Annotated in this window: 19 protein-coding genes; 13 read left to right on the forward strand and 6 right to left on the reverse strand. The window is 67.8% G+C overall.

Annotation, left to right across the window (positions count from 1 at the left end):
* Window positions 1-98: 98 nt before the first annotated feature.
* A complete protein-coding gene (locus tag ASF87_RS15350; RefSeq protein WP_056377126.1) occupies window positions 99-701 on the forward strand; it encodes a TetR/AcrR family transcriptional regulator C-terminal domain-containing protein in 603 nt (200 codons plus the stop codon).
* A gap of 270 nt (window positions 702-971) precedes the next feature.
* On the forward strand, window positions 972-1,361 hold the full coding sequence (locus ASF87_RS15355; RefSeq protein WP_056377128.1) for a hypothetical protein: 390 nt from the start codon (window positions 972-974) through the stop codon (window positions 1,359-1,361).
* Between the two features lie 5 nt (window positions 1,362-1,366).
* On the opposite strand, the gene ASF87_RS15360 is transcribed toward ASF87_RS15355, so the two are convergent.
* From ASF87_RS15360 to ASF87_RS15370, 3 genes are read right to left on the reverse strand one after another with little or no spacing between them, the layout of a single operon-like run.
* Complete coding sequence (locus ASF87_RS15360) at window positions 1,367-4,828, reverse strand: error-prone DNA polymerase (RefSeq protein WP_056377130.1); 3,462 nt, start codon at window positions 4,826-4,828, stop codon at window positions 1,367-1,369.
* Window positions 4,828-6,369 carry a DNA polymerase Y family protein gene (locus ASF87_RS15365; RefSeq protein ID WP_056377133.1) on the reverse strand — a complete coding sequence of 514 codons (1,542 nt, stop codon included), beginning with the start codon at window positions 6,367-6,369 and terminating at the stop codon, window positions 4,828-4,830. The genes ASF87_RS15360 and ASF87_RS15365 overlap by 1 nt, the downstream gene beginning before the upstream one ends.
* Window positions 6,366-7,163 (reverse strand): hypothetical protein, encoded by a 798-nt coding sequence (locus ASF87_RS15370; protein WP_042538487.1) that lies wholly within the window; start codon window positions 7,161-7,163, stop codon window positions 6,366-6,368. The genes ASF87_RS15365 and ASF87_RS15370 overlap by 4 nt, the downstream gene beginning before the upstream one ends.
* Window positions 7,164-7,295: 132 nt before the next feature.
* Between ASF87_RS15370 and ASF87_RS15375 the strand changes: the two genes are divergently transcribed.
* From ASF87_RS15375 to ASF87_RS15395, 5 genes are read left to right on the forward strand one after another with little or no spacing between them, the layout of a single operon-like run.
* On the forward strand, window positions 7,296-7,766 hold the full coding sequence (locus ASF87_RS15375; protein WP_056377135.1) for a prepilin peptidase: 471 nt from the start codon (window positions 7,296-7,298) through the stop codon (window positions 7,764-7,766).
* A 34-nt stretch (window positions 7,767-7,800) separates the two neighbouring features.
* Window positions 7,801-8,013 (forward strand): hypothetical protein, encoded by a 213-nt coding sequence (locus ASF87_RS15380; protein ID WP_042538484.1) that lies wholly within the window; start codon window positions 7,801-7,803, stop codon window positions 8,011-8,013.
* The gene (locus ASF87_RS15385; RefSeq protein WP_056377138.1) at window positions 8,006-8,650 is read left to right on the forward strand and encodes a CYTH domain-containing protein; all 645 of its coding nucleotides are present in this window, start codon (window positions 8,006-8,008) and stop codon (window positions 8,648-8,650) included. Before ASF87_RS15380 ends, ASF87_RS15385 begins: the two co-directional genes overlap by 8 nt.
* Window positions 8,651-8,704: 54 nt before the next feature.
* Entirely contained in the window at window positions 8,705-9,859 is a 1,155-nt protein-coding gene (locus tag ASF87_RS15390) for a type III polyketide synthase (RefSeq protein WP_056377140.1), read from the forward strand.
* Window positions 9,856-10,575, forward strand: a complete 720-nt coding sequence (locus tag ASF87_RS15395) for a methyltransferase domain-containing protein (protein ID WP_056377142.1) — start codon at window positions 9,856-9,858, stop codon at window positions 10,573-10,575. Before ASF87_RS15390 ends, ASF87_RS15395 begins: the two co-directional genes overlap by 4 nt.
* Before the next feature lie 58 nt (window positions 10,576-10,633).
* Here ASF87_RS15395 and lpdA read toward each other — a convergent pair whose 3' ends face one another.
* On the reverse strand, window positions 10,634-12,031 hold the full coding sequence (gene lpdA / locus ASF87_RS15400) for a dihydrolipoyl dehydrogenase (protein ID WP_042538477.1): 1,398 nt from the start codon (window positions 12,029-12,031) through the stop codon (window positions 10,634-10,636).
* A gap of 9 nt (window positions 12,032-12,040) precedes the next feature.
* A complete protein-coding gene (locus ASF87_RS15405) occupies window positions 12,041-12,700 on the reverse strand; it encodes a copper resistance CopC family protein (protein ID WP_056377145.1) in 660 nt (219 codons plus the stop codon).
* A 99-nt stretch (window positions 12,701-12,799) separates the two neighbouring features.
* Here ASF87_RS15405 and ASF87_RS15410 point away from each other — a divergent pair, with 99 nt between their 5' ends.
* The 3 genes from ASF87_RS15410 to ASF87_RS15420 all read left to right on the forward strand — a co-directional run bounded on the left by ASF87_RS15410 (window position 12,800) and on the right by ASF87_RS15420 (window position 14,616).
* On the forward strand, window positions 12,800-13,285 hold the full coding sequence (locus tag ASF87_RS15410; protein WP_153302217.1) for an FHA domain-containing protein: 486 nt from the start codon (window positions 12,800-12,802) through the stop codon (window positions 13,283-13,285).
* A complete protein-coding gene (ftsR, locus tag ASF87_RS15415) occupies window positions 13,285-13,971 on the forward strand; it encodes a transcriptional regulator FtsR (protein ID WP_042538473.1) in 687 nt (228 codons plus the stop codon). The genes ASF87_RS15410 and ftsR overlap by 1 nt, the downstream gene beginning before the upstream one ends.
* A gap of 99 nt (window positions 13,972-14,070) precedes the next feature.
* Window positions 14,071-14,616, forward strand: a complete 546-nt coding sequence (locus ASF87_RS15420) for a MerR family transcriptional regulator (protein ID WP_042538471.1) — start codon at window positions 14,071-14,073, stop codon at window positions 14,614-14,616.
* An 81-nt stretch (window positions 14,617-14,697) separates the two neighbouring features.
* Here the strand turns inward: ASF87_RS15420 and ASF87_RS15425 are convergent, their stop codons facing one another.
* Window positions 14,698-15,510, reverse strand: a complete 813-nt coding sequence (locus ASF87_RS15425) for a ParA family protein (protein WP_042538598.1) — start codon at window positions 15,508-15,510, stop codon at window positions 14,698-14,700.
* 94 nt (window positions 15,511-15,604) lie between these two features.
* On the opposite strand from ASF87_RS15425, the gene ASF87_RS15430 reads away from it, so the two are divergent.
* From ASF87_RS15430 to def, 3 genes are all read left to right on the forward strand, one after another.
* Complete coding sequence (locus tag ASF87_RS15430) at window positions 15,605-19,012, forward strand: pyruvate carboxylase (protein ID WP_056377678.1); 3,408 nt, start codon at window positions 15,605-15,607, stop codon at window positions 19,010-19,012.
* A 66-nt stretch (window positions 19,013-19,078) separates the two neighbouring features.
* Window positions 19,079-21,211 (forward strand): nucleotide-binding protein, encoded by a 2,133-nt coding sequence (locus ASF87_RS15435; RefSeq protein WP_157550128.1) that lies wholly within the window; start codon window positions 19,079-19,081, stop codon window positions 21,209-21,211.
* Complete coding sequence (gene def / locus ASF87_RS15440) at window positions 21,211-21,702, forward strand: peptide deformylase (protein WP_056377146.1); 492 nt, start codon at window positions 21,211-21,213, stop codon at window positions 21,700-21,702. Before ASF87_RS15435 ends, def begins: the two co-directional genes overlap by 1 nt.
* Window positions 21,703-21,746: the final 44 nt, after the last annotated feature.

Consider the following 21,746-nt stretch of genomic DNA (forward strand, 5'->3'; position numbering starts at 1 on the left):
TGGTGTTCGTCGACGAATGGTGTTCACTATTATGCACAGGAGGGATGCCGGAGGGAAGAGATTTCTCGACGGGCCCGTCGACAGAGAGTGAGTGTGCGATGCCCCGGCCCTCGAGTCCATTGCTTTCGCCCGAGATCATCGGGGCGGCAGGCCTCGAACTGTCGAGAGCCGGAGAGCCGTTCGGGGTGAACGCGATCGCCCGCAGGCTCGGAGTCCGGCCGTCTTCGCTCTACAACCACGTGGACGGCATGGACGGCATCATCGAGCTGATGCGCGGCCGGCTCGTCGAGGACTACCGGGTCCGGCCGGGGGAGAGCGCGTGGGACGACTTCCTCGTCGAGCTTCTGAGGCAGCAGCGCCGGATGTACGCCGACCACCCGCAGCTCGTGCCGCTCCTCATCGGGAAGACCATCACGCATCCGGCAGTCATCACCGCGTACGACGACCTGGCAACCGTTCTCGTCGACGCCGGCTTTCCTGAAGACGAGGTGCTCACGGTGATCGCGATCATCGATGCGTTCGCGATCGGGTTCGGTCTCGACCTGGCTTCGCCCGATGAGGTCTGGGAGCCGGGGGAGGGAACTCGCACACTCGGTCGCGTGCTCGAAGGTGCAGAGCGGGGCACCGCGCGTGCGGATCGGACGTTCGAGCTCGGTGTCGGGCTGCTGGTCGACTCGCTTCGGGCCCGCCTCCGCAGGTGAGGCTCGAAGTGGTTGCCCTCTCGAGTCATCCAACCCCATTTGGATCACTCGAGAGGGCTCACCGTCCGTCCCGGACGGTAGGGGAGGCGGCGAAGATTTTCGCTGCTCTCTCGACTGATATATCCCCAGATGTTCAGTCGGTAGCCCCCGCTACTCGTAGCAGAATATCGCTTAATCGTCTTGTCCGCCATTTGGGGGACAAAGAAATCTACGAATGTTTCTTCCAGGACTGGGGCTTGCCGTGAGAACGTCCACTCATAGAGTGGTTTCATGGACAGAAAGCTCGTGCTGAACGCGCACCTCGCCATCGCTCACGGGCACCGAGTCGAGGTGACGGAGCGCATCGACGAGCTGACCGGCGAGTCCCTGATCCTGTCGGTCAGAGACCTCGACACCGGCATCCGGTATCGCCGCGTCGAAGAGCCCCGGGGCGAGCTCCTCCGGTGGCTGGGTCGTGTCATCGACTGCACGGTGACGATCGGCGGCCACTCGTCGCAGACGACTCTCACCGTCGATGCCGAGGGGAACGGATCGGGAGCGACGAGCGCCAGGGCCGCCCTGCACGGCGCGGATGCGGCGGTCGACGCGGCGAAGGCCGAAGCGGACCGCTGGGGCGGGGGCGACCGTGTGCCTGAGTCGGAGCCTGAACGCTTCTGGTGACCAGCTCAGCGGAAGTCCCTCGATCGATGCGTCACTCCGGTGCGGAGGTCTTCGAATGCGTCGGCGAGGACGTTCACGACCCCCTCTGCTGAGCGCTCGAGGATGCCGCGGATGATCAGAGCAGGAGAATCCCGCGCCACCCGGTGGTAACGACCCCACACCCCCGTCGAGCAGATAACGTTGACGAGGCCGGTCTCGTCTTCGAGGTTGAGGAAGGTGACACCCGCTGCGGTCGCCGGGCGCTGACGGTGGGTCACGAGGCCGGCGACCTCGATGCGCCTGCCCGTCTCATGGCTCTGGAGATCGGAGGAGGTGAGCACGCCTCTCTCGCGCAGAAGTCCGCGGAAGTGCGCCATCGGATGGTCGTCGGTCGAGACACCTGTTGCCCAGAGATCCGCGGAGAGCCGTTCATAGCTGGACTGATCGCTGAACAGCGGGGGCTGGACGGCGATCGTCGTGCCGGGAAGGAACCGCGAACGATCCTCAGCGGCCGCCCCCGACAGCCAGATCGCCTCTCTGCGCTGCAGCCCGAGGCACTCGAACGCGCCGGCGGTCGCCAGGGACTCCAGCTGCGCGGCGGTGGCGTCGGTGCGCCTCACCAGATCGTTCAGATCGCGGAACGGACCGGCGGCCTCGCGTTCGGCGACGATCCTCTCCGCCAGAGGTGTGCCGATGCCGCGCACACCGCTGAGTCCCATGCGCACCGCATATGCGCCATCCCGGCGGTGCGCCGCCGACTCGTCGGGCTTTGACCGGTCGAAACGGGGCACTCGAGGCTGCAGCGGATCACCGCAGGTGTCCAGCCCCGTCGGCATCCGCAGTGGTGCGCCCTCGAGGGGTTCGAGAGTCTCGGTGACACCGGAGGCGTGCAGATCGGGTCGACGCACCTCCACGCCATGCCGACGCGCGTCTGCGGTGAGCGTCGAGGCGGAGTAGAAGCCCATCGGCTGCGACCGGAGCAGTCCGGCGAGGAACGCCGCCGGATAGTGCAGCTTGAGCCAGGAGCTCGCATAGACGAGGAGCGCGAACGACAACGAGTGCGACTCCGCGAAACCGAAGTTCGAGAACGCCTGGATCTGCGCGTAGATGCGATCCGACTGCTCGGCGGAGAGTCCGCGCCTGGTCATTCCCGCGTAGAGCTTGTCGCGCACCTTCTCGATCTTCTCGAGCCCGCGCTTGGATCCCATCGCGCGCCGGAGCAGATCGGCCTCGTCGGCCGTGCAGTCGCCGATGGCCGTCGCCATCTGGATCAGCTGCTCCTGGAAGATCGGAATGCCCAGCGTCCGCTCGAGGATCGGCTTGAGGTCCTCATGCGGATACGGGATGTCGAGCACCACAGGCTCTTCTCCACGAGCAGCTCTGGCGCGGTTCTCTTCGTCGAGCGCATCCTTGGCCATCTTGCGGCGGACGAACGGATGCACGGCGCCGCCCTGGATGGGCCCGGGGCGGATGAGCGCGATCTGGATGGCGAGGTCGTAGAAGGCGCGCGGCTGCAGGCGCGGGAGCAGGCCGATCTGTGCGCGGGATTCGACCTGGAAAACCCCGATCGAATCAGCGCGGCAGAGCATGTCGTAGACGGCCGGCTCTTCTTTCGGAAGCGTCTCGAGCGTCCACCGCTCACCCGTGGCGTCGTCGATGAGATCGAAGCAGTGCTGGAGCGCTGCCAGCATCCCCAGTCCGAGGAGATCGAACTTCACCAACCCCATCCACGCGGCGTCGTCTTTGTCCCACTGGATCACGGTGCGGTTCTCCATGCGAGCATGCTCGACGGGGACGACCTCGCCGACGGGGCGTGCAGTGAGCACCATGCCACCGGAGTGGATGCCGAGGTGTCGGGGAGCCTTCAGGAGCTCACCCGCGTAGTCGAGCACGTTCGCGGGAATGTCGTGCTCGTCTGCCACCTCGAGCCCGGCGCTCCACCCGTCGACCTGCCTGGACCAGGCGTCCTGCTGCCCCGGGGAGAAGCCCAGAGCCCTTGCCATGTCGCGCACGGCGTTCTTCGGACGGTACTGGATGACGTTCGCCACCTGTGCCGCACGCTCTCTTCCGTACTCGCGGTACACCCACTGGATGATCTCCTCCCGGCGATCGGAGTCGAAATCCACATCGATGTCCGGTTCTTCCTGACGGGTCGTCGCAAGGAACCGCTCGAAAGGCAGACGGTAGAGAATCGGGTCGACGGCGGTGATGCCGAGCAGATAGCAGACGGCGCTCGCCGCGGCAGAACCACGTCCCTGACACAGGATGCCGCGACGGCGCGCCTCTGTGACGATGCCGTGCACGATGAGGAAGTAGCCGGGGAAGTCCTTCTCCTCGATCACGTCGAGCTCGCGCCCGATCCTGCGGCGACCGTCGTCATCGAGGTGCGGGTATTTCGTCGGCACGGCCTCCCACACCAGGTGACGCAGCCAGCTCATGGGGGTATGACCGTCTGGCACTTCCTGCTTCGGCAGGGCCGGGCGTGCTCGGCGGAGGGAGAAGGCCGACGCAGCAGCGAGCTCGAGCCCATAGGAGATCGCGCCGGGGTGGCGCCGGAAGCGCGCGGACATCTCCGCACCGCTGCGCAGATGTGCTCCTCCGTGGGGAGGAAGCCAGCCGTCGAGCTCGTCCATGCTGCGCACGGCACGCACAGCGGCGACCGCCTCGGCGAGTGATGCACGTTCGGGGGCGGCGTAATGCACGTTGTTCGTCGCCACCACAGGCAACCGCATCCGCCGGGCGAGATCGGCGAGAGCATCGTTGCGACGTGTGTCCTGCGGGTCGCCGTGGTCGAAGAGCTCGACGGCGACGTGATCCTGGCCGAACAGATCGACCAGACGGCGCAGCGGCGTCTGCGCGTCTCCGGCTTCGAGCCCACGGCGGACGCCGCCCTTGCGGCATCCGGTGAGGATCGTCCAGTGCCCGTCGGCGGTGGCCGCCAGCTCATCGAGGTCGTACACGGGGCGGCCCTTCTCTCCGCCGCGCAAGTGAGCAGCCGTCATGGCGCCGGAGAGACGGTGATAGCCCTCTAAGCCGTCGGCGAGCACCAGGAGATGGTCGCCGACCGGATCGGGGGTGCCCCGCTGCGGGGCGTCGAGACCGAGCGAGAGCTCGGCACCGTAGACCGTCTGGACGCTCACATCCATCAGCTCTGCGACCTCGGCGAAGCGGGCCGCCCCGTAGAAACCGTCGTGGTCGGTGAGTGCCAGCGCGGTGAGCCCCAGACGCTCGGCCTCGGCGAGCAGGTCTTCCGGCGATGAGGCGCCGTCGAGGAACGAGTACGACGAATGCGCGTGCAGCTCGGCATAGGGAACGGCATCCTCAGGCCGGTGCACGGAGGTCGGGGGATTTCGCTTGCGCTTGGTGCTGACGGGGCCCGGGTCTGGGCGGCTGCCGGGTGGCATGCCTCCGGTCGGATAGGGCGATTCCTCGCCGCTGAGAGTGCGCTCCAGTTCGTTCCAGGACAGGGGAGGGTTATGCCAGCCCATCAGCGGTACCTCCCCTCGGCCCACCAGCGATCTCCCGTGCAGAAGACGAGCCAGGCCCGATCATGGTCATCGATGATCTGCAGGCGATGTCCCTTCTTGCCGCCGGAGGCCTCCCACCGGCGTTCATGGATCGGCCAAGGGCCCGCCCAGGCCTGCACATCGTCGCCGTCGATGCGAGCGGGTGCCGCCGAGAGCGAACCCCGGTCGTCGACGAGGACGGTCTCCCCGTCGGGTGCGAGCACTCCGATGGGGCGAGGGGGACGGAACACCTCGGCGGGAAGAGGATCGGGAAGGCTTCCCGGCCAGGGTTGCCCGGGGTCTCTGGGGGCGACGGGGCGTTCGCCCCACGGAGTGAGCACCTGTCGATCGGCGAGCCAGCGTCCGCCGGAGAGAGCGGCGGTGACGACGCCCTCGTGGCCGAGCATCGTCTGCACGCGGGAGATGGCGTGATGCAGGCGCTCATCCGTGCCGGACCCGAAGAGTCCGGGCTGGTGATGGGCGGCATCATCGACCGCCACGGGGACGATCCGCACCAGGGCGATCCCGCCGAACGCGCGAGCCTCATCGATCGGCCCTCTCGCTGACTCCGCCCCCAGCGCCTCGAGCTGCCAGCGCACCCGGTCGACGAGGTCAGCGGCATCGAAGCAGGTCGGATGCAGCCAGGGACGGGAGAACACCTTGCCGTCGTCGTCGATCAGGTCGATGCGGATCTCTGTGCACACCACCGAGGCTTCTCCGAGAGCGAGCATGACCGCATCGGCCGTCTGCCGCACCGCGAAGGCCACCTGATCGGCTCCGGCGAGCGGCGGTTCGAACTCGACGGAGCGCACGAGTTCGGGGTCGGGCGGTCGTGCCACCACGGCGCGGGAATCGGCACCGGCCGCGAGGGAGTGCAGGCGGGCGCCGCGCTCGCCGAAGCGATCGCGCACCTCGATCTCGTCGAGGCCGGCGAAGTCGCCGAGCGTGCGCACGCCGAGCCGGATGAGCAGACCGGTGAGCTGTTCGTCTCGCAGCACACCCACGGGGAGCGGGGCGAGGAAATCCTTCGCGAGACCTGCAGGAACGACGGTGCACGGGGCGCTTCCTCTGGCGGCGAGCTCTGCCGTGAACGGGCCGTCGGCGATGCCGACGCGCACCTCGGGGAAGCCCGCCTCGGTGAGGACATCGATGAGGGCCCGCCCTGCTTCGGCCTCGCCGTCGTGGTAGCGGGAGATGCCCCGTGCCCGCACCGCCGCGAGTCCTGGACGCAGCAGCGCGGCGCCGGGGGCGTGCTTCTCGATGAGCTGCAGCACCGGAAGGAAGGCCCTCTCGTCGCGGGCGGTGTCGTGCGGCAGCACGCGCAGCGACGAGATGTGCCCCTGCGCGACGCGGCGGCGCTGGCCAGCGCGCACACCGTGCTCCCTCGCCGAAGCGGTGCATGCGACGACGGTGTTCGCATGCACCAGCGCCGTCGGCGGATGAGGCGGTGGCCCGCCCAGGGCGGCGCGCAACGGCCAATCGGGAAGCCACAGGACGAGGACCCGCAGCGGAGCAGCGGTCATCCGGCCACCGCCAGACGCGGGTATTCGAGCGGAGTGGCCTCGTGACCGCGCAGGCCGGGCAGCGTCGTCATCTCGGCCATGGTCTCGACGGCGGTGTGCTCGGCTGGCAGCTCTTCGACCGCGCCGTGGGCGCCGGGAAGGCGTACGCGCACGCTCGACGACAGCGGACTGTGCCGCGTCCGGGCTGACACCGTCGCCGTGGAGCCTTCGATCAGCCCCCACCCCTCACCGACGCCGAGCCAGTGCTGGTCGTGCAGTCGGATGGAGCCCTCGCTCTGCGGCCAGGCGCCGGACGCTGTCGACTCGGTGATGAGCAGGGTGCTCCCGCGGTCTCGCAGACGTGCGCTCAGTCGTGACACATCGGCATCGCGTGCTCTGCCTCCCGGCTGCACGGCGATCAGCGGAACCACCTCGGCGAGCGCAGAGGTCACGGCGAGCCAGCGGTCTCCGGGCTCGGGGACGAGGATCAGTCGAGGCAGCTCGATTCCGAACGCCGCTGCGGCTTCCACGCCCAGCGTGGGCATGCCCACCACCGCACACCAGTGCCCCTTGCGCGATGCCGCCGCGAGCAGCGCGAGGACGAGACTGGGCGAGGGGGAGACGGTGTATGTCGTCCCCGTCTGCAGTCCTTCTTCGGGGAGCAGGGAGGAGAAGGCGGGTTCGAGGGGGAGCAGCGGATGCTCGCTGCGTCTGCGCTGCATGCGGCTGATCTCCCGGCGCAGCCGAAGAACCTCTCCGGCGCGGGAGTCGCCAGCCGGAGAGAGCGCGGTCACCGCATCGAGCCCGATCCCCATGAATCCATCCTCGAAGATATGTACTAATAAAGCAACTGGAGTAGATGACGATAGTTCGAACCTCCGACATCGGCAGGGGAGGTTATCCACACGCCGTCCTCGCCGGCATCCGCCTTCTCCTAGCCTTCCCGCATGGATCTCCGCACCGTGGCCGTCGTGACCGTCCATCTGATGCTGTTCGTGGTCGCCTGCATACTCGTCACCATCGACATCCGCACACATCGACTGCCGAACCGGATCGTGCTCCCCACCCTCGCGGCGCTCATCCTCCTCGGGGTCGCCGACGCCATCACCTCCGGTGAGAGCGCGGCGATGGTCAGAGCAGCATTCGGCATGCTGATCCTCGGCGGCTTCTATGCGGCGCTCCGTCTGCTCAGCCGCGAGGGAATGGGCGGAGGAGACGTCAAGCTCGCCGCCGTCATCGGTCTGATCCTCGGTTGGCACAGCTGGCAGGCGCTCGCCGTGGGAGCAGCATCCGCCTTCGTCCTCGGTGCTCTGTTCTCCCTGTCGCTGATGATGCTCCGCAGGGCGGACGGCTCGACGCGCATCGCCTTCGGACCGTGGATGATCCTCGGCGCGATCCTCGGCATCCTCGTGCGGTGAGGCGTCTTGCAGCGTGCGGCGCTAGGGTGAGCACATGGCACTTGCACGACTTCACGGCGGCCCGCTCGACGGGCAGATCATTCCTCTCGGCGATGCGGACGACAAGCTGATCGTCCCCTACAGCGAGACCCAGGTGGTGTACAACCGGCGCGGTGACGCGCAGAACACCGGCGACACCGACGGTCCCACCGAGATCGACTACTGGTACGACGAATCCCTCGAGGACATCAGCCCGTCGGATGACTGAGCACCCCACCGCTCCGCAGTCCGGCCTCGAACCCTCCAGGGTCGTCGAGGTCGAGCGCAAGTACGACGTCGACGACGCCACCCCTCTTCCGGAGTGGGTGGGGGTCCCGGGAGTGGATGCCGTGTCGTCGGGCGAGGTGCGCGAACTCGACGCACGCTACTTCGACACCGCGGATGCCGGACTCTCCCGCTCAGGGGTGGCTCTTCGTCGTCGCACCGGCGGACCCGATGCCGGTTGGCATATCAAGGGACCGCGTGAGGGCGACGGCCGTCTGGAGATCGGCTGGCCGCTGGGTGACGACGACAGGATCCCCGAGGCGGTGACCGAGACCATCTCTCGATGGGCGACGGGCCCGTTGACGCCCCTCGCCCGGATCGAGAACACCCGAACGGCCTATCTGCTCACCGGAACCGCCGGAGTGGTCGCCGAGTTCGTCGACGATCACGTTCGCGCGACCGACCTCCGACACGACGTGCAGCGTGAATGGCGCGAGTGGGAGTTCGAGCTCGGCCCCGCTGCGCCCGCCGACCCGGCGGGGAGAGCGGCCCTGTTCGAGGCCGTCGAGAGGGTGATCTTCGCCGTCGGGGGTCGCGATGCGTCATCCGGCTCCAAGCTCGCCCGTGCTCTGGGTTTCTGACTCACGGCGCAAGCCCCTTCCGCGTGTGAGCGGGGCCATGCTTGAGTGGCAGACATGACCCGCTCCGCCGTACTCCGCTCGCTGCGGACGATCGTTCCAGACACCGTCATCGAGCAGCACGAGGTGCGCGACATCTTCGCCTCGCAGCCCGACGTCGGGCGCCTCGCGCAGAGGATCATCGGAGCATCCTTCAACGGATCGGGCATCGACGCCCGTCACACGGTCATCGAAGAGCTCTCCTCCACGGCGAGCACCGACGCGACGCTCTTCTTCGATCGGGAGTCCGGCCTTCTGCAGTCTCCGGGAACGGCCACACGCAACGACGTCTACATACGCGAGGCGTCTCGTCTCTTCGTCGAGGTGGCTCGCAGCGCGCTGGACGCAGACCCCGACATCGTCGCCGCCGACGTCACGCACGTCATCACCGCATCGTGCACGGGCTTCCATGCGCCGGGCCCGGAGTACGAGATCGTGCGGGGGCTGGGTCTCTCAGACAGCGTGCAGCGCTATCACCTCGGATTCATGGGCTGCTACGCCTCACTGCCGGCGCTCCGAGCGGCGAGCCAGTTCTGCGCGGCCGATCCCGCTGCCGTGGTGCTCGTGGTCAGCGTCGAGCTGTGCACCGTGCACCTTCGCTCGTCGGAGGACCCGGATCTCATCGTGGCCAACTCCCTCTTCGCGGACGGGGCGGCCGCCGGCATCGTCACAGCGCGCGATCTCCCGACACCGGTTCCTGCCGTCCGCCTCGACGGCTTCCACACGGCCATCGCCGCCGAGGGCGAGAAGGACATGGCCTGGACGATCGGCGACCACGGCTTCGAGATGATCCTGTCGACCAAGGTGCCGCAGATCATCGGCGAGACCATCATCGGCGCCATCCGTCCGCTCTACGCCCGCGAGGGCGAGCTCGCGGCCGCGTTCGACGAGGGGAGGGTGGGGGAGCGCGTGGAGCACTGGGCGATCCACCCCGGCGGACGCAGCATCCTCGACCGCGTGCAGGAGCGACTGCAGCTGAGCGACGCGCAGCTGCACCCGGCTCGGGAGACGCTGCGCGAGAACGGCAACATGTCGAGCGCGACGGTGCTCTTCGTGATCAAGCGGATCCTCGATGACGGCGCCGCCGACGGGTCGCGGGTCGCGGCGATGGCCTTCGGACCGGGGTTGACGGCCGAGAGCGCATTGATGACGGTCACCACCGGCGTCTCGTGAGACACGACCTCTCGATGCGCGCCACCGAAGTGCGCGAGCTCATGGACGATCCGGATGCGGACATCGGGATGCTGGAACAGACCTACAGACGCTTCCGGCTCGTGAACGCGCTCGTCTCACGGCCGGGGCTGCTCTATCGTCGCGAGATCCGGCCGCGCGCCCGCCGTGGTCCCATCCGCATCCTGGACATCGGCGCGGGCGGCGGAGACGTGTGCCGGATGATCGCGGCGCGGTTGCGGCGAGCAGGTCTCGAAGCCGAGATCACGGCGCTCGACGCCGACGAGCGGGCGATTCGCTGGGCTGCCGATAACGACCACGGAGCCGGCATCCGATATCGCTGCGCGTTCGCCGCAGACCTCGTGGCGGAGGGAGAGCAGTACGACGTGGTCTTCTCGAATCACGTGCTGCACCACCTCACTTCGACAGAGCTCGACGGCCTGCTGCGCGACTCCGAGGCGCTCGTCGGCGGCGGTGGCGTCGTGGTGCACCGGGACATCGCCCGCACCCGATTCGCCTATGCCCTGTACGACGCCGCGACCTGGGTCCTCTCGGGAACGCTCTTCCGCGGCTCGTTCATCCGGGAGGACGGCCTCATCAGCATCCGCCGCTCGTACGCGCGGAGAGAGCTCGCCTCTCTCGTGCCGTCAGGCTGGGCTGTTCGCTTCGGCCTCCCCTCACGGCTGGAGTTGAGCTGGAAGGCCGAAGCGGCGTCATAGACGCACGAAGGCCCGACACGCGTGAGCGTGCCGGGCCTTCGACGATCTGATCTTCGGATCAGAAGTTGATCATGTGACCCGCGAGGCCGTGGAAGCCCTCCTGCAGCGCCTCCGACAGCGTCGGGTGGGTGTGCACATTGCGGGCCAGCTCGAGAGCCGTGAGGTCCCACTTCTGGGCCAGCGTCAGCTCGGGCAGGAGCTCGGAGACGTCGGGGCCGATCATGTGGGCGCCGATGAGCTCGAGGTGCTCGGCGTCGGCGATGAGCTTCACGAAGCCGACGGGCTCGCCGAGTCCGTGCGCCTTGCCGTTCGCCATGAACGGGAACGTCGCGACCTTGATCTCGCGTCCTTCGTCCTTGGCCTGCTGCTCGGTGAGGCCGAACGAGGCGACCTGCGGCGAGCAGAACGTCGCGCGGGGCATCATGCGGTAGTCGCCGAGCGTCTGAGTCTCCGCGCCGCCGATGGTCTCGGCCGCGACGACACCCTGCGCCTCGGCCACGTGGGCGAGCTGCAGCTTGGCGGTGACGTCGCCGATCGCGTAGATGCCCTCGACGTTCGTGCGCATGTGGTCGTCGATGTCGATCGCGCCGCGCTCGGTGAGCTTGACCCCCGTGGCCTCGAGACCGAAGCCCTCGATGTTGGGGGCGAAGCCGACCGACATGAGCACCTTGTCGGCTTCGATCGAGCTCTGCTGGCCGTCCTTGCCGGTGTACGACACGGTGACGGACGAGCCGTTGTCGACGACGGACTCGACCTTGGTGGAGGTGAGGATGTCGACGCCGTAGTTCTTGTACTGCTTCGCGATCTCCTTCGACACATCGGCGTCCTCGTTGGGAAGCGCGCGGTCGAGGAATTCGATGATCGTGACCTTGACGCCGTAGTTGGTCATCACGTACGCGAATTCCATGCCGATGGCGCCGGCTCCGACGATGACGATCGACTTCGGGAGCTCGCGGCTGAGGATCTGCTCCTCGTAGGTGACGACGTTGTCGCTGAGCTGGACGCCCGGGAGCAGACGAACCTTCGAGCCGGTCGCGATGATCGCGTTGTCGAAGGTGACCTCTTCGGTCGAGCCGTCGGCCTTGGCGACCGAGATCGCCTTCGGGCCGGTGAAGGTGCCGCGACCGTCGTACTCGGTCACCTTGTTCTTCTTCATCAGGAAGTGGATGCCCTTGACGCGGCCGTCGGCGACGACACGGCTGCGGTCGAACGCCTTGCCGTAGTCGATCGTGAACTCACCCGAGATGCCGAAGAAGTCGGCCTTGTGGTTGAGCGTGTGCGCGAGCTCCGCGTTCTTCAGGAGAGCCTTGGAGGGGATGCAGCCCACGTTGAGGCAGACACCACCCCAGTACTTCTCTTCGATGATGGCGGTGGACAGACCGAGCTGCGCGCTGCGAACCGCAGCGACGTATCCGCCAGGACCTGCACCGAGGATGACGACATCGTAATGTGGCATGCCTTAAGCCTATCGCTCCGAGGGAAGGTCGGAATCGGTCGAAGCCGGGTCGCGGCGCCCGCGGACCACGAGCCAGACGACGATGCCGAGGATCACGAGCACTCCGACGATCGCGAGCACCCAGATCAGCGTCGTGGAGGCGGATGAGTCGTCGCTCTCGGGGGCGGGAGTGACGTCGGTGCCGGGGCCCGCGGTCGCGACCGGAGCGGGAGCGGCCGTGGCCGTCTCCGTGGGCTCGGCGCTCGGCTCTGCGGTCGGGGCGGTCTCGGTGCTGTTCGCGACCGTGAAGTCGAACTCTCCCGAGGTCGGGTGGCCGTCGCTCGAGACGACCTTCCAGATCACGTGATAGGCACCCGCAGGGGCCTCCGTGGCGAGCTGCTGCGTCACGATCGCACCCTCGACGGTGGCAGCGCCCTCGGTGACCGAGTTGCCGGAGGGGTCCGTCACGACCACCTCGGTCGCGCCGGTCTCGTCGATGAGCTTCGCGCTGAAGGTGAGCGTCGACTCGGCGGGGAGCGTGTCGACCGTGCTGTCGGCCTCGGGGGATGACGCGAGCAGACTGTCGTGGGCCGAGGCGGAGAGAGGCGCGAACAGCACGAGGAACGCGGTCAGAAAGGCGGCGGCGAGTGCGACCGGAGCTGCAGGGAGGCGGCGGGCTGTGGTTTTCACATCCTCAGCCTATGAAGTGTCCGTATGCGATGCCTGAGTGTGAAGCGAGCTCCCGCGAGCGGCATCGGATCAGTTAGTCTGGAGGACTAGGAGGGCATAGTGACAGACAGCCAGAATCGATCGGGCGGAGACGCCGCGATCCACCGTCCCGGCGAGCAGAGGCACGACGTGACGCAGACGTTCGGGCACGACTCGGACCTCTCCTTCGTGCCTTTCGGCGTGGAGCTCACCGACGTGGAGCAGGGCGCCATCGCAGCGCTTCCCTCCGGTTCCGCACTGCTTCTGGTGCGCTCCGGAGCTCTCGCGGGGGCCCGCTACCTGCTCGACACCGATGTGACGACCATTGGTCGCCACCCCGAAGCCGACATCTTCTTCGATGACGTGACCGTCTCGCGCCGCCATGCAGAGGTGACTCGCAACGGCTCGACGTTCGAGATCATCGACCAGCGCTCGCTCAACGGAACCTACGTCAACGGCGAGCGTGTCGATCGCAGCGCTCTGGTCGACGGCACCGAGCTTCGTGTCGGCAAGTTCCGATTGAACTTCTTCGCCTCTCCCGTCGATCGCGTCGCGGCGATCGACTGATGGCGGCTTCTCCCGCCCGCGAACGCTCTGCGTCCGCGGGCCTTCTGAGCATCGGTCAGGTGCTTGCTCGGCTCACACCAGAGTTTCCGGAGCTCACCTCCAGCAAGCTCCGCTTCCTGGAGGTGCAGGGGATCGTCAGCCCGTCGCGCACGGAGTCGGGCTACCGCAAGTTCTCGCAGGCCGATATCGAGCGACTGCGCCTCGGCCTCACGCTGCAGCGTGACCACTACCTCCCTCTCAGCATCATCCGAGAGCAGCTCGACGACGCTGAGGCGAACGGCGACTCAGCCGCCCTCGCTCCGCCGCCGTCGATCACGCCGACGCCTCGTCGCTACCGCCGCAGCGAGCTCCTGTCGGCAGCCGGTGCGGGCCCGCAGCTCCTCAACGATGCGATCAGCACCGGTGTCATCGTGGCGCAGGAGAGCTACCCCGAGTCGACCGTCACGCTGCTGCGCGGTCTGGTCGCGCTCGACCGCCATGGCATCGAGCCGCGCCACCTGCGGTCGCTGCGTCAGGGCGCCGAGCGCGAGGTCGCGCTGATCGAGTCCGCCATGTCGTCTCTGCTCCGTCGCACGGACGCCGCATCGCGGGCGAAGGCGAGCGACATGGCGCCCAACCTCGCCGCGAAGATCGACGAAGTGCGCTCGCTCTTCGTCAAGGACGCGCTCACCAGGTTGCTTTCGTAACGAACTGATTGCGACACACCTTCGGCGTCCCTCGGATGTCATTGCCGGTGCCGGAGGGCTGCTCTAGCGTGGAGGTAACAGCTCCAGGGAGGATTTCAAATGAATGCGGATGAGCGTGCAGGCGACCCGCGGTTCGTGCCAGAACTCCTCTTCACCGACGGCCTGCCGGCCATGGACGACGAGGTCGGCTACCGCGGTGCGGTGGCGGCGCGTGCAGCAGGCATCACCTACCGTCAGCTGGACTACTGGGCACGCACCGAGCTCGTAGAGCCCACGGTGCGAGGCGCGAGCGGGTCGGGCTCGCAGCGCCTCTACGGCTTCCGCGACATCCTCGTGCTCAAGCTGGTGAAGAGCCTGCTCGACACCGGTATCTCCCTGCAGCAGATCCGCACCGCGGTCGACGAGCTCCGCCGCGCGGGCATCCGCGATCTCGCGGGCACGACCCTCATGAGCGACGGTGCGTCCGTCTACCTCTGCACGTCGAACGACGAGGTCATCGACCTGGTCAGCCGCGGTCAGGGCGTGTTCGGCATCGCCGTGGGCAAGGTGCTTCGCGAGGTCGAGTCGACCCTCGTCGAATTCGACGCGACATCACCCGACCCGGTCGACGAGCTGTCGGCGCGTCGCACCAAGCGCTCCGCCTGAGCATCCGCGGCTCCGAGCCGCGCCCACACGAAGAAACGGCCACCCTCGCGAGAGGATGGCCGTTCTGCTGTCCGCGGTGGATCAGGCCTGCGGGCCGGAATCCGCGACCTGGATGCGCCCGGTGCGGATGATCCGATCGAGCAGCTGGTCGAAGTCGGCAGCGAGTTCCTGAGCCGAGTCGCCGGGCCAGATGTGCAGCGGCTTGGCCGCACCCTGGGCCTGCTGCAGCGACGTGCGCTCCGGGAGCTGCGGGGAGAGCACGAGGGGGCCGAACATGTCTCGCAGTTCCTTGATGCGGAACTGGTGCTCGATCGACTGGGGCCGCACGCGGTTGACGACGATGCCCAGCGGCTGGAGTCGAGGGGAGAGGCCCCGACGGATCTCCTCGATCGCGCGCAGCGCGCGATCGGCCGCGGCGACGGAGAAGAGGCCGGGCTCGGTGACGACCATCACGCGGTCGCTCGCCGCCCAGGCCGTGCGGGTGAGGGCGTTCAGCGACGGGGCGCAGTCGACGAGGACCAGGTCATAGTCGGCTTCGACGGAGGCCAGCGCCTCTTCGAGCTTCCACACGTCACGCACGCTCGGGTGCGGTCCGTCGAAGTTGATCGCTGACGGGCTGCCGATCAGCACGTCGATGGTTCCGGGGTGCACCTTCGCCCAGCCGCTGGAGGTGATCGCCTGACGGACGACCTTCTCCTTCGGGTTGGCCAGGACATCGGCGATGTTGAGCCGACCGGCCACCTGGATGTCCATTCCGGTGGACACATCGGACTGAGGGTCGAGGTCGACGACGAGCGTTCGGACACCACGGGCGAAGGCCGCTGAGGCCAGGCCGAGGGTCACTGTCGTCTTGCCGACGCCTCCCTTGAGAGAGCTGACGCTGAGTACGTGCACGAACACCACGTTACCTTCCCCTAGGCTGGGTGCACACTCAGCCCCGCCCCATGCGCGCCGATTAGAAGTGCGCATCGAGCTTCCAGAGGTGTGCATGTTCCAGAAGATCCTTGTGGCGAACCGCGGCGAGATCGCGATCCGTGCCTTCCGTGCGGCATTCGAGGTCGGGGCGAGAACAGTCGCCGTCTTCCCGCATGAGGACCGCGGCTCCGTCCACCGGCTCAAGGCGGACGAGGCCTACGAGATCGGCGAGCGGGGTCATCCCGTCCGCGCATACCTGAACGTCGACGAGATCATCCGTGTCGCGAAGGATGCGGGAGCGGACGCGATCTACCCCGGCTACGGCTTCCTGTCCGAGAATCCCGAACTGGCCGAGAAGGCTGCCGCGAACGGCATCGTCTTCATCGGTCCGCCCTCGAAGGTGCTCGAGATGGCAGGCAACAAGGTCGAGGCCAAGCGCCACGCGATCGAGGCCGGGGTTCCCGTGCTCCGCTCGACCGAGGCCTCCGATGACGTCGACGCGCTCGTGGCCCAGGCATCGGACATCGGCTTCCCGCTGTTCGCCAAGGCCGTCGCCGGTGGTGGCGGTCGTGGCATGCGCCGGGTCGAGTCTGCGGCGGAGCTCGCGCCGGCACTGGCAGAGGCGATGCGCGAAGCGGAGAGCGCCTTCGGCGACCCGCGGATGTTCCTGGAGCAGGCCGTCATCCGTCCCCGGCACATCGAGGTGCAGATCCTCGCGGACAAGACCGGCGAGACCGTCCACCTCTTCGAACGCGACTGCTCGGTGCAGCGACGTCATCAGAAGGTCGTCGAGATCGCCCCGGCCCCGAATCTCGACGATGACATCCGCACCGCGCTGCACGGGTACGCGGTCGCGTTCGCGCGATCCATCGGATACGAGAACGCGGGAACGGTCGAGTTCCTGCTCGAGACCGCGGGGGAGCGCACCGGCGAGGTCGTCTTCATCGAGATGAACCCGCGCATCCAGGTCGAGCACACCGTCACCGAGGAGGTGACCGACGTCGATCTCGTGCAGAGCCAGATGCGCATCGCCGCAGGCCAGACCCTCGCCGAACTCGGACTCGAACAGCACAATCTGCAGGTGCGCGGAGCGGCGCTGCAGTGCCGCATCACCACGGAGGACCCGACTCAGGGGTTCCGGCCCGACACGGGCAAGATCACCACCTACCGCTCCCCGGGAGGTGCGGGCATCCGCCTCGACGGCGGCACCGTGCATCAGGGTGCGCAGATCAGCCCGCACTTCGATTCGATGCTCGCCAAGCTGACCTGCCGTGGGCGGGACTACCCGGCGGCGGTCGCACGCGCTCGGCGGGCGCTGGCGGAGTTCCGCATTCGCGGCGTCTCGACCAACATCCCGTTCCTGCAGGCCCTGCTCGAGGATGAGGCGTTCATCGCCGGCGACGTGAGTACGTCGTTCATCGACGAGCGCCCGGATCTCCTCCGCGGCCGCGAGTCGAAGGACCGCGGCACTCGGATTCTGAACTGGCTGGTCGACGTCACGGTCAACAAGCCCCACGGGGTCCACCCGGGTTCGCTGGACCCGGCTGCCAAGCTCCCGGCCGTCGACCTCGACTCGACCCCGGTCGCCGGTTCGCGACAGCGTCTGCTCGAGCTGGGCCCGGAAGGCTTCGCCCAGAGCCTGCGCGCGCAGAGCGCTCTCGCGATCACCGACACGACCTTCCGCGATGCGCACCAGTCGCTGCTCGCGACGCGCGTGCGCACGAAGGATCTCGTCGCAGCCGCACCGCACATCGCCCGGTTGACGCCTGAGCTGCTCTCGGTCGAGGCCTGGGGAGGGGCGACGTACGACGTCGCACTGCGCTTCCTCGGGGAAGACCCCTGGGAGCGTCTCGACAAGCTGCGGGCGGCGCTTCCGAACGTCGCGATCCAGATGCTCCTGCGTGGACGCAACACCGTGGGCTACACGCCCTACCCGACGGCCGTCACAGAGGCCTTCGTGCGGGAGGCGGCGGCAAGCGGCGTCGACATCTTCAGGATCTTCGATGCGCTCAACGACGTCGAGCAGATGCGACCGGCGATCGAGGCTGTTCGCAACACGGGCACCGCGGTCGCCGAGGTGGCGCTCTGCTACACCGGTGACCTTCTGAACCCGGCCGAGGATCTCTACACGCTCGACTACTACCTGAACCTCGCGGCCCAGATCGTCGATGCGGGGGCGCACATCATCGCGATCAAGGACATGGCGGGACTGCTGCGCCCCGCGGCGGCCGCGAAGCTCGTCGCGGCGCTCCGCGAGCGCTTCGACCTGCCCGTGCACCTGCACACGCACGACACCCCCGGCGGCCAGCTCGCCACACTGCTCGCTGCGAGCGACGCAGGGGTGGATGCGGTCGACGCGGCATCCGCTCCGCTCTCCGGCACGACCAGCCAGCCTTCTCTCTCATCGCTCGTCGCTGCGCTCGCGCATACGGATCGCGACAGCGGCATCTCCCTCGACAGCGTCTCGGATCTCGAGCCGTACTGGGAGGCGGTCCGCCGGATGTACGCGCCGTTCGAGTCCGGACTTCCCGGCCCCACCGGGCGGGTCTACCACCACGAGATCCCGGGCGGTCAGCTGTCGAACCTCCGTCAGCAGGCGAAGGCGCTCGGGCTCGCAGACGACTTCGAGCTGATCGAGGACATGTACGCTGCGGCCGATCGAATCCTCGGTCGTGTTCCGAAGGTGACGCCGTCGTCGAAGGTGGTCGGCGATCTTGCTCTGCACCTGGCCGCGGTCAAGGCCGATCCTGCTGACTTCGAGGCGAACCCCGAGAAGTACGACGTGCCCGACTCCGTCGTCGGTTTCATGGCGGGCGAGCTCGGCGACCTGCCGGGCGGATGGCCGGAGCCCTTCCGCACGAAGGTGCTGGCAGGGCGTGCCGTGCGCATCGGCATGACGGAGATCTCCGCCGACGACGAGGCAGCGTTGGCGGGCGACAGCGCGACCCGTCGTGCGCGGCTGAACACGCTGCTGTTTCCTGCACCCATGCGCGAGTTCACCGAGAGACGGGAACTGTTCGGTGATCTCTCGGTGCTCGACACCGCGGACTACCTCTACGGTCTCGTGCAAGGCCAGGAGCACGTCGTCGAGATCGATCGCGGGGTCCAGCTGTACGTGGGTCTCGAAGCCATCGGAGATGCAGACGACAAGGGCATGCGCACCGTCATGACGACCCTCAACGGTCAGCTGCGGCCCGTGTTCGTGCGCGACAGATCGGTGGCGGTCGACGTCCACGAGATCGAGAAGGCCGACACATCGGTGCCCGGTCAGGTGGCCGCGCCGTTCTCGGGAGTCGTGACCCTGAAAGCGGACGTCGGTGACTCGGTGCGCGCCGGTGAACCGGTCGCATCCATCGAAGCCATGAAGATGGAAGCGGCCATCACCGCCCCCGTCGACGGCGTGGTGGAGAGACTCGCGATCGGCGCGACGCAGCAGGTCGAAGCCGGAGATCTTTTGGTCGTCATCCGCCCGGCGCACTAATCTTGTGCGGGCGAGGCCGCGTTCGACGCAACGCACCCGAGGCCCGCACAAGCTTGGAGTGACACAGTGACCCCGAAGAACGTGGCAGACAACCCGGACGACGAGTCCAGAGGGGTGCTGGACGACGCTACGTCTCTGGATACCTCGGCCATCGGCATACTCGGCAACACGGCGCAGGTGAGCGTCGTGCTCCCGAAGGACGACGATGACGACCTGGAGGACGATGGTGTCGTCGAAGGCGAGGTCGTCGCCGACCTGATCATCGACGAGCCGGTCGCCGCGGCGAAGGCCGCTGCAGAGATCTCACCGGCACCGCTCGGCGCTGCTCCGATGATCATCGAGCTGCCACCGGAGCCTGTTGCGGACGAGGATCGGACCGGGGCGACCGAACCCGAGTCCGACGCGGTTCAGGAGCCCGAGCCCGAGCCCGAGCCCGAGCCTGAGCCCGAATTCGAGCCGGAGTCGGAGCCTGACTTCGAGGCGGAGCCTGAGGCCGACCTCGACTCCGAGCTCGAGCCGGCTCTGGAAGCCGAACCGGATCTGGAAGCCGAGCCCGAACCGGTAGCATCCTCCGAGCCTGACCCCGCGATGGAGCCGGAGCCGGCCCTCGAGGCGGAAGCGTCTTCCGAGCCCGACCTCGTGATCGAGTCTGAGCCGGAAGCATCCTCCGAGCCTGACCTCGTGATGGAGCCGGAGCCGGCGCCCGAGGCGGAAGCGTTATCCGAGCCCGACCTCGCGATTGAGCCTGAGCCTGAGCCTGAGCCTGAGCCTGAGCCTGAGCCTGAGCCTGAGCCTGAGCCTGAGCCTGAGCCTGAGCCTGAGCCTGAGCCTGAGCCTGAGCCTGAGCCTGAGCCTGAGCCTGAGCCTGAGCCGGCGCCGGAGCCGGAGCCGGAACCTGAACCTGAACCTGAGCCGGCGCGCACCCGCGAACGTGCTCCGAGGACGGCACCCGTGACAGCCGTCGGCGCCACCGCTTCCGCTGCCACCGCTTCCGCTGCCACCGCTTCGGCTGCGCCCGGTGACGCGGTCGCAGCGGAGGCCGCCGCGGCCGCGGCGTTCATCGCCAGGGCGAAAGCCGATATCGACGCCGCACCCAGCTCACGGAGATCGTCGGCGGCAGCATCACTCGCCAAGAAGGAGAGCTCGGTCATGAACGCTGAGAAGCCCCGACGGGCCGCGACCCCGGCGACCCGATCGGGCCGCACCGACGTGCAGCTGTCCGCGAAGCGTCTGGACGCTCTCGGCGACTCCTCTCGCGAGAGCGCCGACCTGCTCACCGCAGATCGTCTTCTCGACCCGCACCGCATCACCAAGCCAGAGCCCGAGGGCGCCTGGAGCCACTTCCTCTATACGATCTCCGGACGTCGGATCAACATCGGAGACGGACGCCGCGCCCGCGAGCGCAAAGCGCTGAGCGCCAGGATCGCCGCACCGATCGTCGGCGGCGCACGATTCGTTCCGGTGCTGTCCCGCAAGGGCGGGGTCGGCAAGACGACGATCACCGCTCTGCTGGGTATGGCTCTCGCCGACGCCCGTGACGATCGCGTGATCGCGGTCGATGCCAACCCCGATCGCGGCACCCTCGCAGAGCGTGTGGTCCGCCCGCACCACAACAAGTCCGTGCGCGATCTCGTCCGGATCCATGACGAGGTCAGGGGATATCACGACATCTCCGCGATCGTCGCGCGGGACGCCACCCGCCTCGACGTGCTCGCGTCGGATTCCGACCCGCGGATCGCAGAAGCCTTCAGCGACAGCGACTACCGGGATGTGGCCGGTGTCGCCGCACACTATTACTCGCTCGTGCTCACAGACACAGGCACGGGCATCGTGCACTCGGTGATGTCGGCCACGCTCGATCTCGCCGATCAGATCGTGATCGTCTCGGGGCTGAGCGTCGACGAGGCGCGCCTGGCGTCGGAGACGCTCACCTGGCTCGAGAGCAACGGATACGCAGAGCAGGCGCGTGAGGCCGTCGTGGTGCTGAACCAGTCGACCCCCGGTGCTCCGCTCGTGCGTCTCAACGAACTCGAGGCTCATTTCCGCACGCGCGCCAAGCATGTCGTGCGGATGCCGTACGACGCGCAGATCGCGGGAGGCGGCACCATCGTCTTCGCCAACCTGCAGCCGGAGACACGAGTGGCAGCGCGCGAGCTTGCTGCGCTGCTCGTCGAGGGCCTGCGAGCGAAGGTCGACTGATGGCGGTGCGTGAGATCCGGGTCTTCGGAGACCCCGTGCTTCGTACGGTCTGCGCACCGATCGACGCCGTCGACGACGGCGTTCGAGCGCTCGTCGCCGACCTGATCGACACTGTCGAGCTGCCGGGGCGCGCCGGCGTCGCCGCCCCGCAGATCGGTGTCGCGCTCCGCGCCTTCAGCTACAACATCGACGGCGACATCGGCTATGTGCTCAATCCCGTCCTGACCGAGGTTCGTGGAGAGGCCGTGCCGACGGGGGAAGGCTGTCTGTCGGTGCCCGGGCTCTGGCATGACGCGCTGCGTCACCCGTGGGCCAGGGTCGAGGGCATCGACCTCGATAGCGAGCCGGTGGTGCTGGAAGGAAGCGGTCTGATGGCGCAGGCGCTCCAGCACGAGACGGATCACCTCGACGGCAAGCTCTACCTCGCGAGACTCGATGCCGAGACGCGCAAGCGTGCGATGCGCGAGGTCCGAGAGAGCGCCTGGTTCTGAACTTCGCTCGGATACGAGAAAGGCCCCGCCGCGGCGGGGCCTTT

The sequence above is a fragment of the Microbacterium sp. Leaf161 genome, assembly GCF_001423645.1.
Lineage (GTDB): Bacteria > Actinomycetota > Actinomycetes > Actinomycetales > Microbacteriaceae > Microbacterium > Microbacterium forte.

What these genes read in the sequence shown, in the direction of transcription:
- ASF87_RS15350 (WP_056377126.1), top strand. Translation starts at nt 99, where the DNA reads ATGCCCCGGCCCTCGAGTCCATTGCTTTCGCCCGAGATCATCGGGGCG.
- ASF87_RS15355 (WP_056377128.1), top strand. Translation starts at nt 972, where the DNA reads ATGGACAGAAAGCTCGTGCTGAACGCGCACCTCGCCATCGCTCACGGG.
- ASF87_RS15360 (WP_056377130.1), bottom strand. Translation starts at nt 4,828, where the DNA reads ATGGGCTGGCATAACCCTCCCCTGTCCTGGAACGAACTGGAGCGCACT.
- ASF87_RS15365 (WP_056377133.1), bottom strand. Translation starts at nt 6,369, where the DNA reads ATGACCGCTGCTCCGCTGCGGGTCCTCGTCCTGTGGCTTCCCGATTGG.
- ASF87_RS15370 (WP_042538487.1), bottom strand. Translation starts at nt 7,163, where the DNA reads ATGGGGATCGGGCTCGATGCGGTGACCGCGCTCTCTCCGGCTGGCGAC.
- ASF87_RS15375 (WP_056377135.1), top strand. Translation starts at nt 7,296, where the DNA reads ATGGATCTCCGCACCGTGGCCGTCGTGACCGTCCATCTGATGCTGTTC.
- ASF87_RS15380 (WP_042538484.1), top strand. Translation starts at nt 7,801, where the DNA reads ATGGCACTTGCACGACTTCACGGCGGCCCGCTCGACGGGCAGATCATT.
- ASF87_RS15385 (WP_056377138.1), top strand. Translation starts at nt 8,006, where the DNA reads ATGACTGAGCACCCCACCGCTCCGCAGTCCGGCCTCGAACCCTCCAGG.
- ASF87_RS15390 (WP_056377140.1), top strand. Translation starts at nt 8,705, where the DNA reads ATGACCCGCTCCGCCGTACTCCGCTCGCTGCGGACGATCGTTCCAGAC.
- lpdA (WP_042538477.1), bottom strand. Translation starts at nt 12,031, where the DNA reads ATGCCACATTACGATGTCGTCATCCTCGGTGCAGGTCCTGGCGGATAC.
- ftsR (WP_042538473.1), top strand. Translation starts at nt 13,285, where the DNA reads ATGGCGGCTTCTCCCGCCCGCGAACGCTCTGCGTCCGCGGGCCTTCTG.
- ASF87_RS15420 (WP_042538471.1), top strand. Translation starts at nt 14,071, where the DNA reads ATGAATGCGGATGAGCGTGCAGGCGACCCGCGGTTCGTGCCAGAACTC.
- ASF87_RS15430 (WP_056377678.1), top strand. Translation starts at nt 15,605, where the DNA reads ATGTTCCAGAAGATCCTTGTGGCGAACCGCGGCGAGATCGCGATCCGT.
- def (WP_056377146.1), top strand. Translation starts at nt 21,211, where the DNA reads ATGGCGGTGCGTGAGATCCGGGTCTTCGGAGACCCCGTGCTTCGTACG.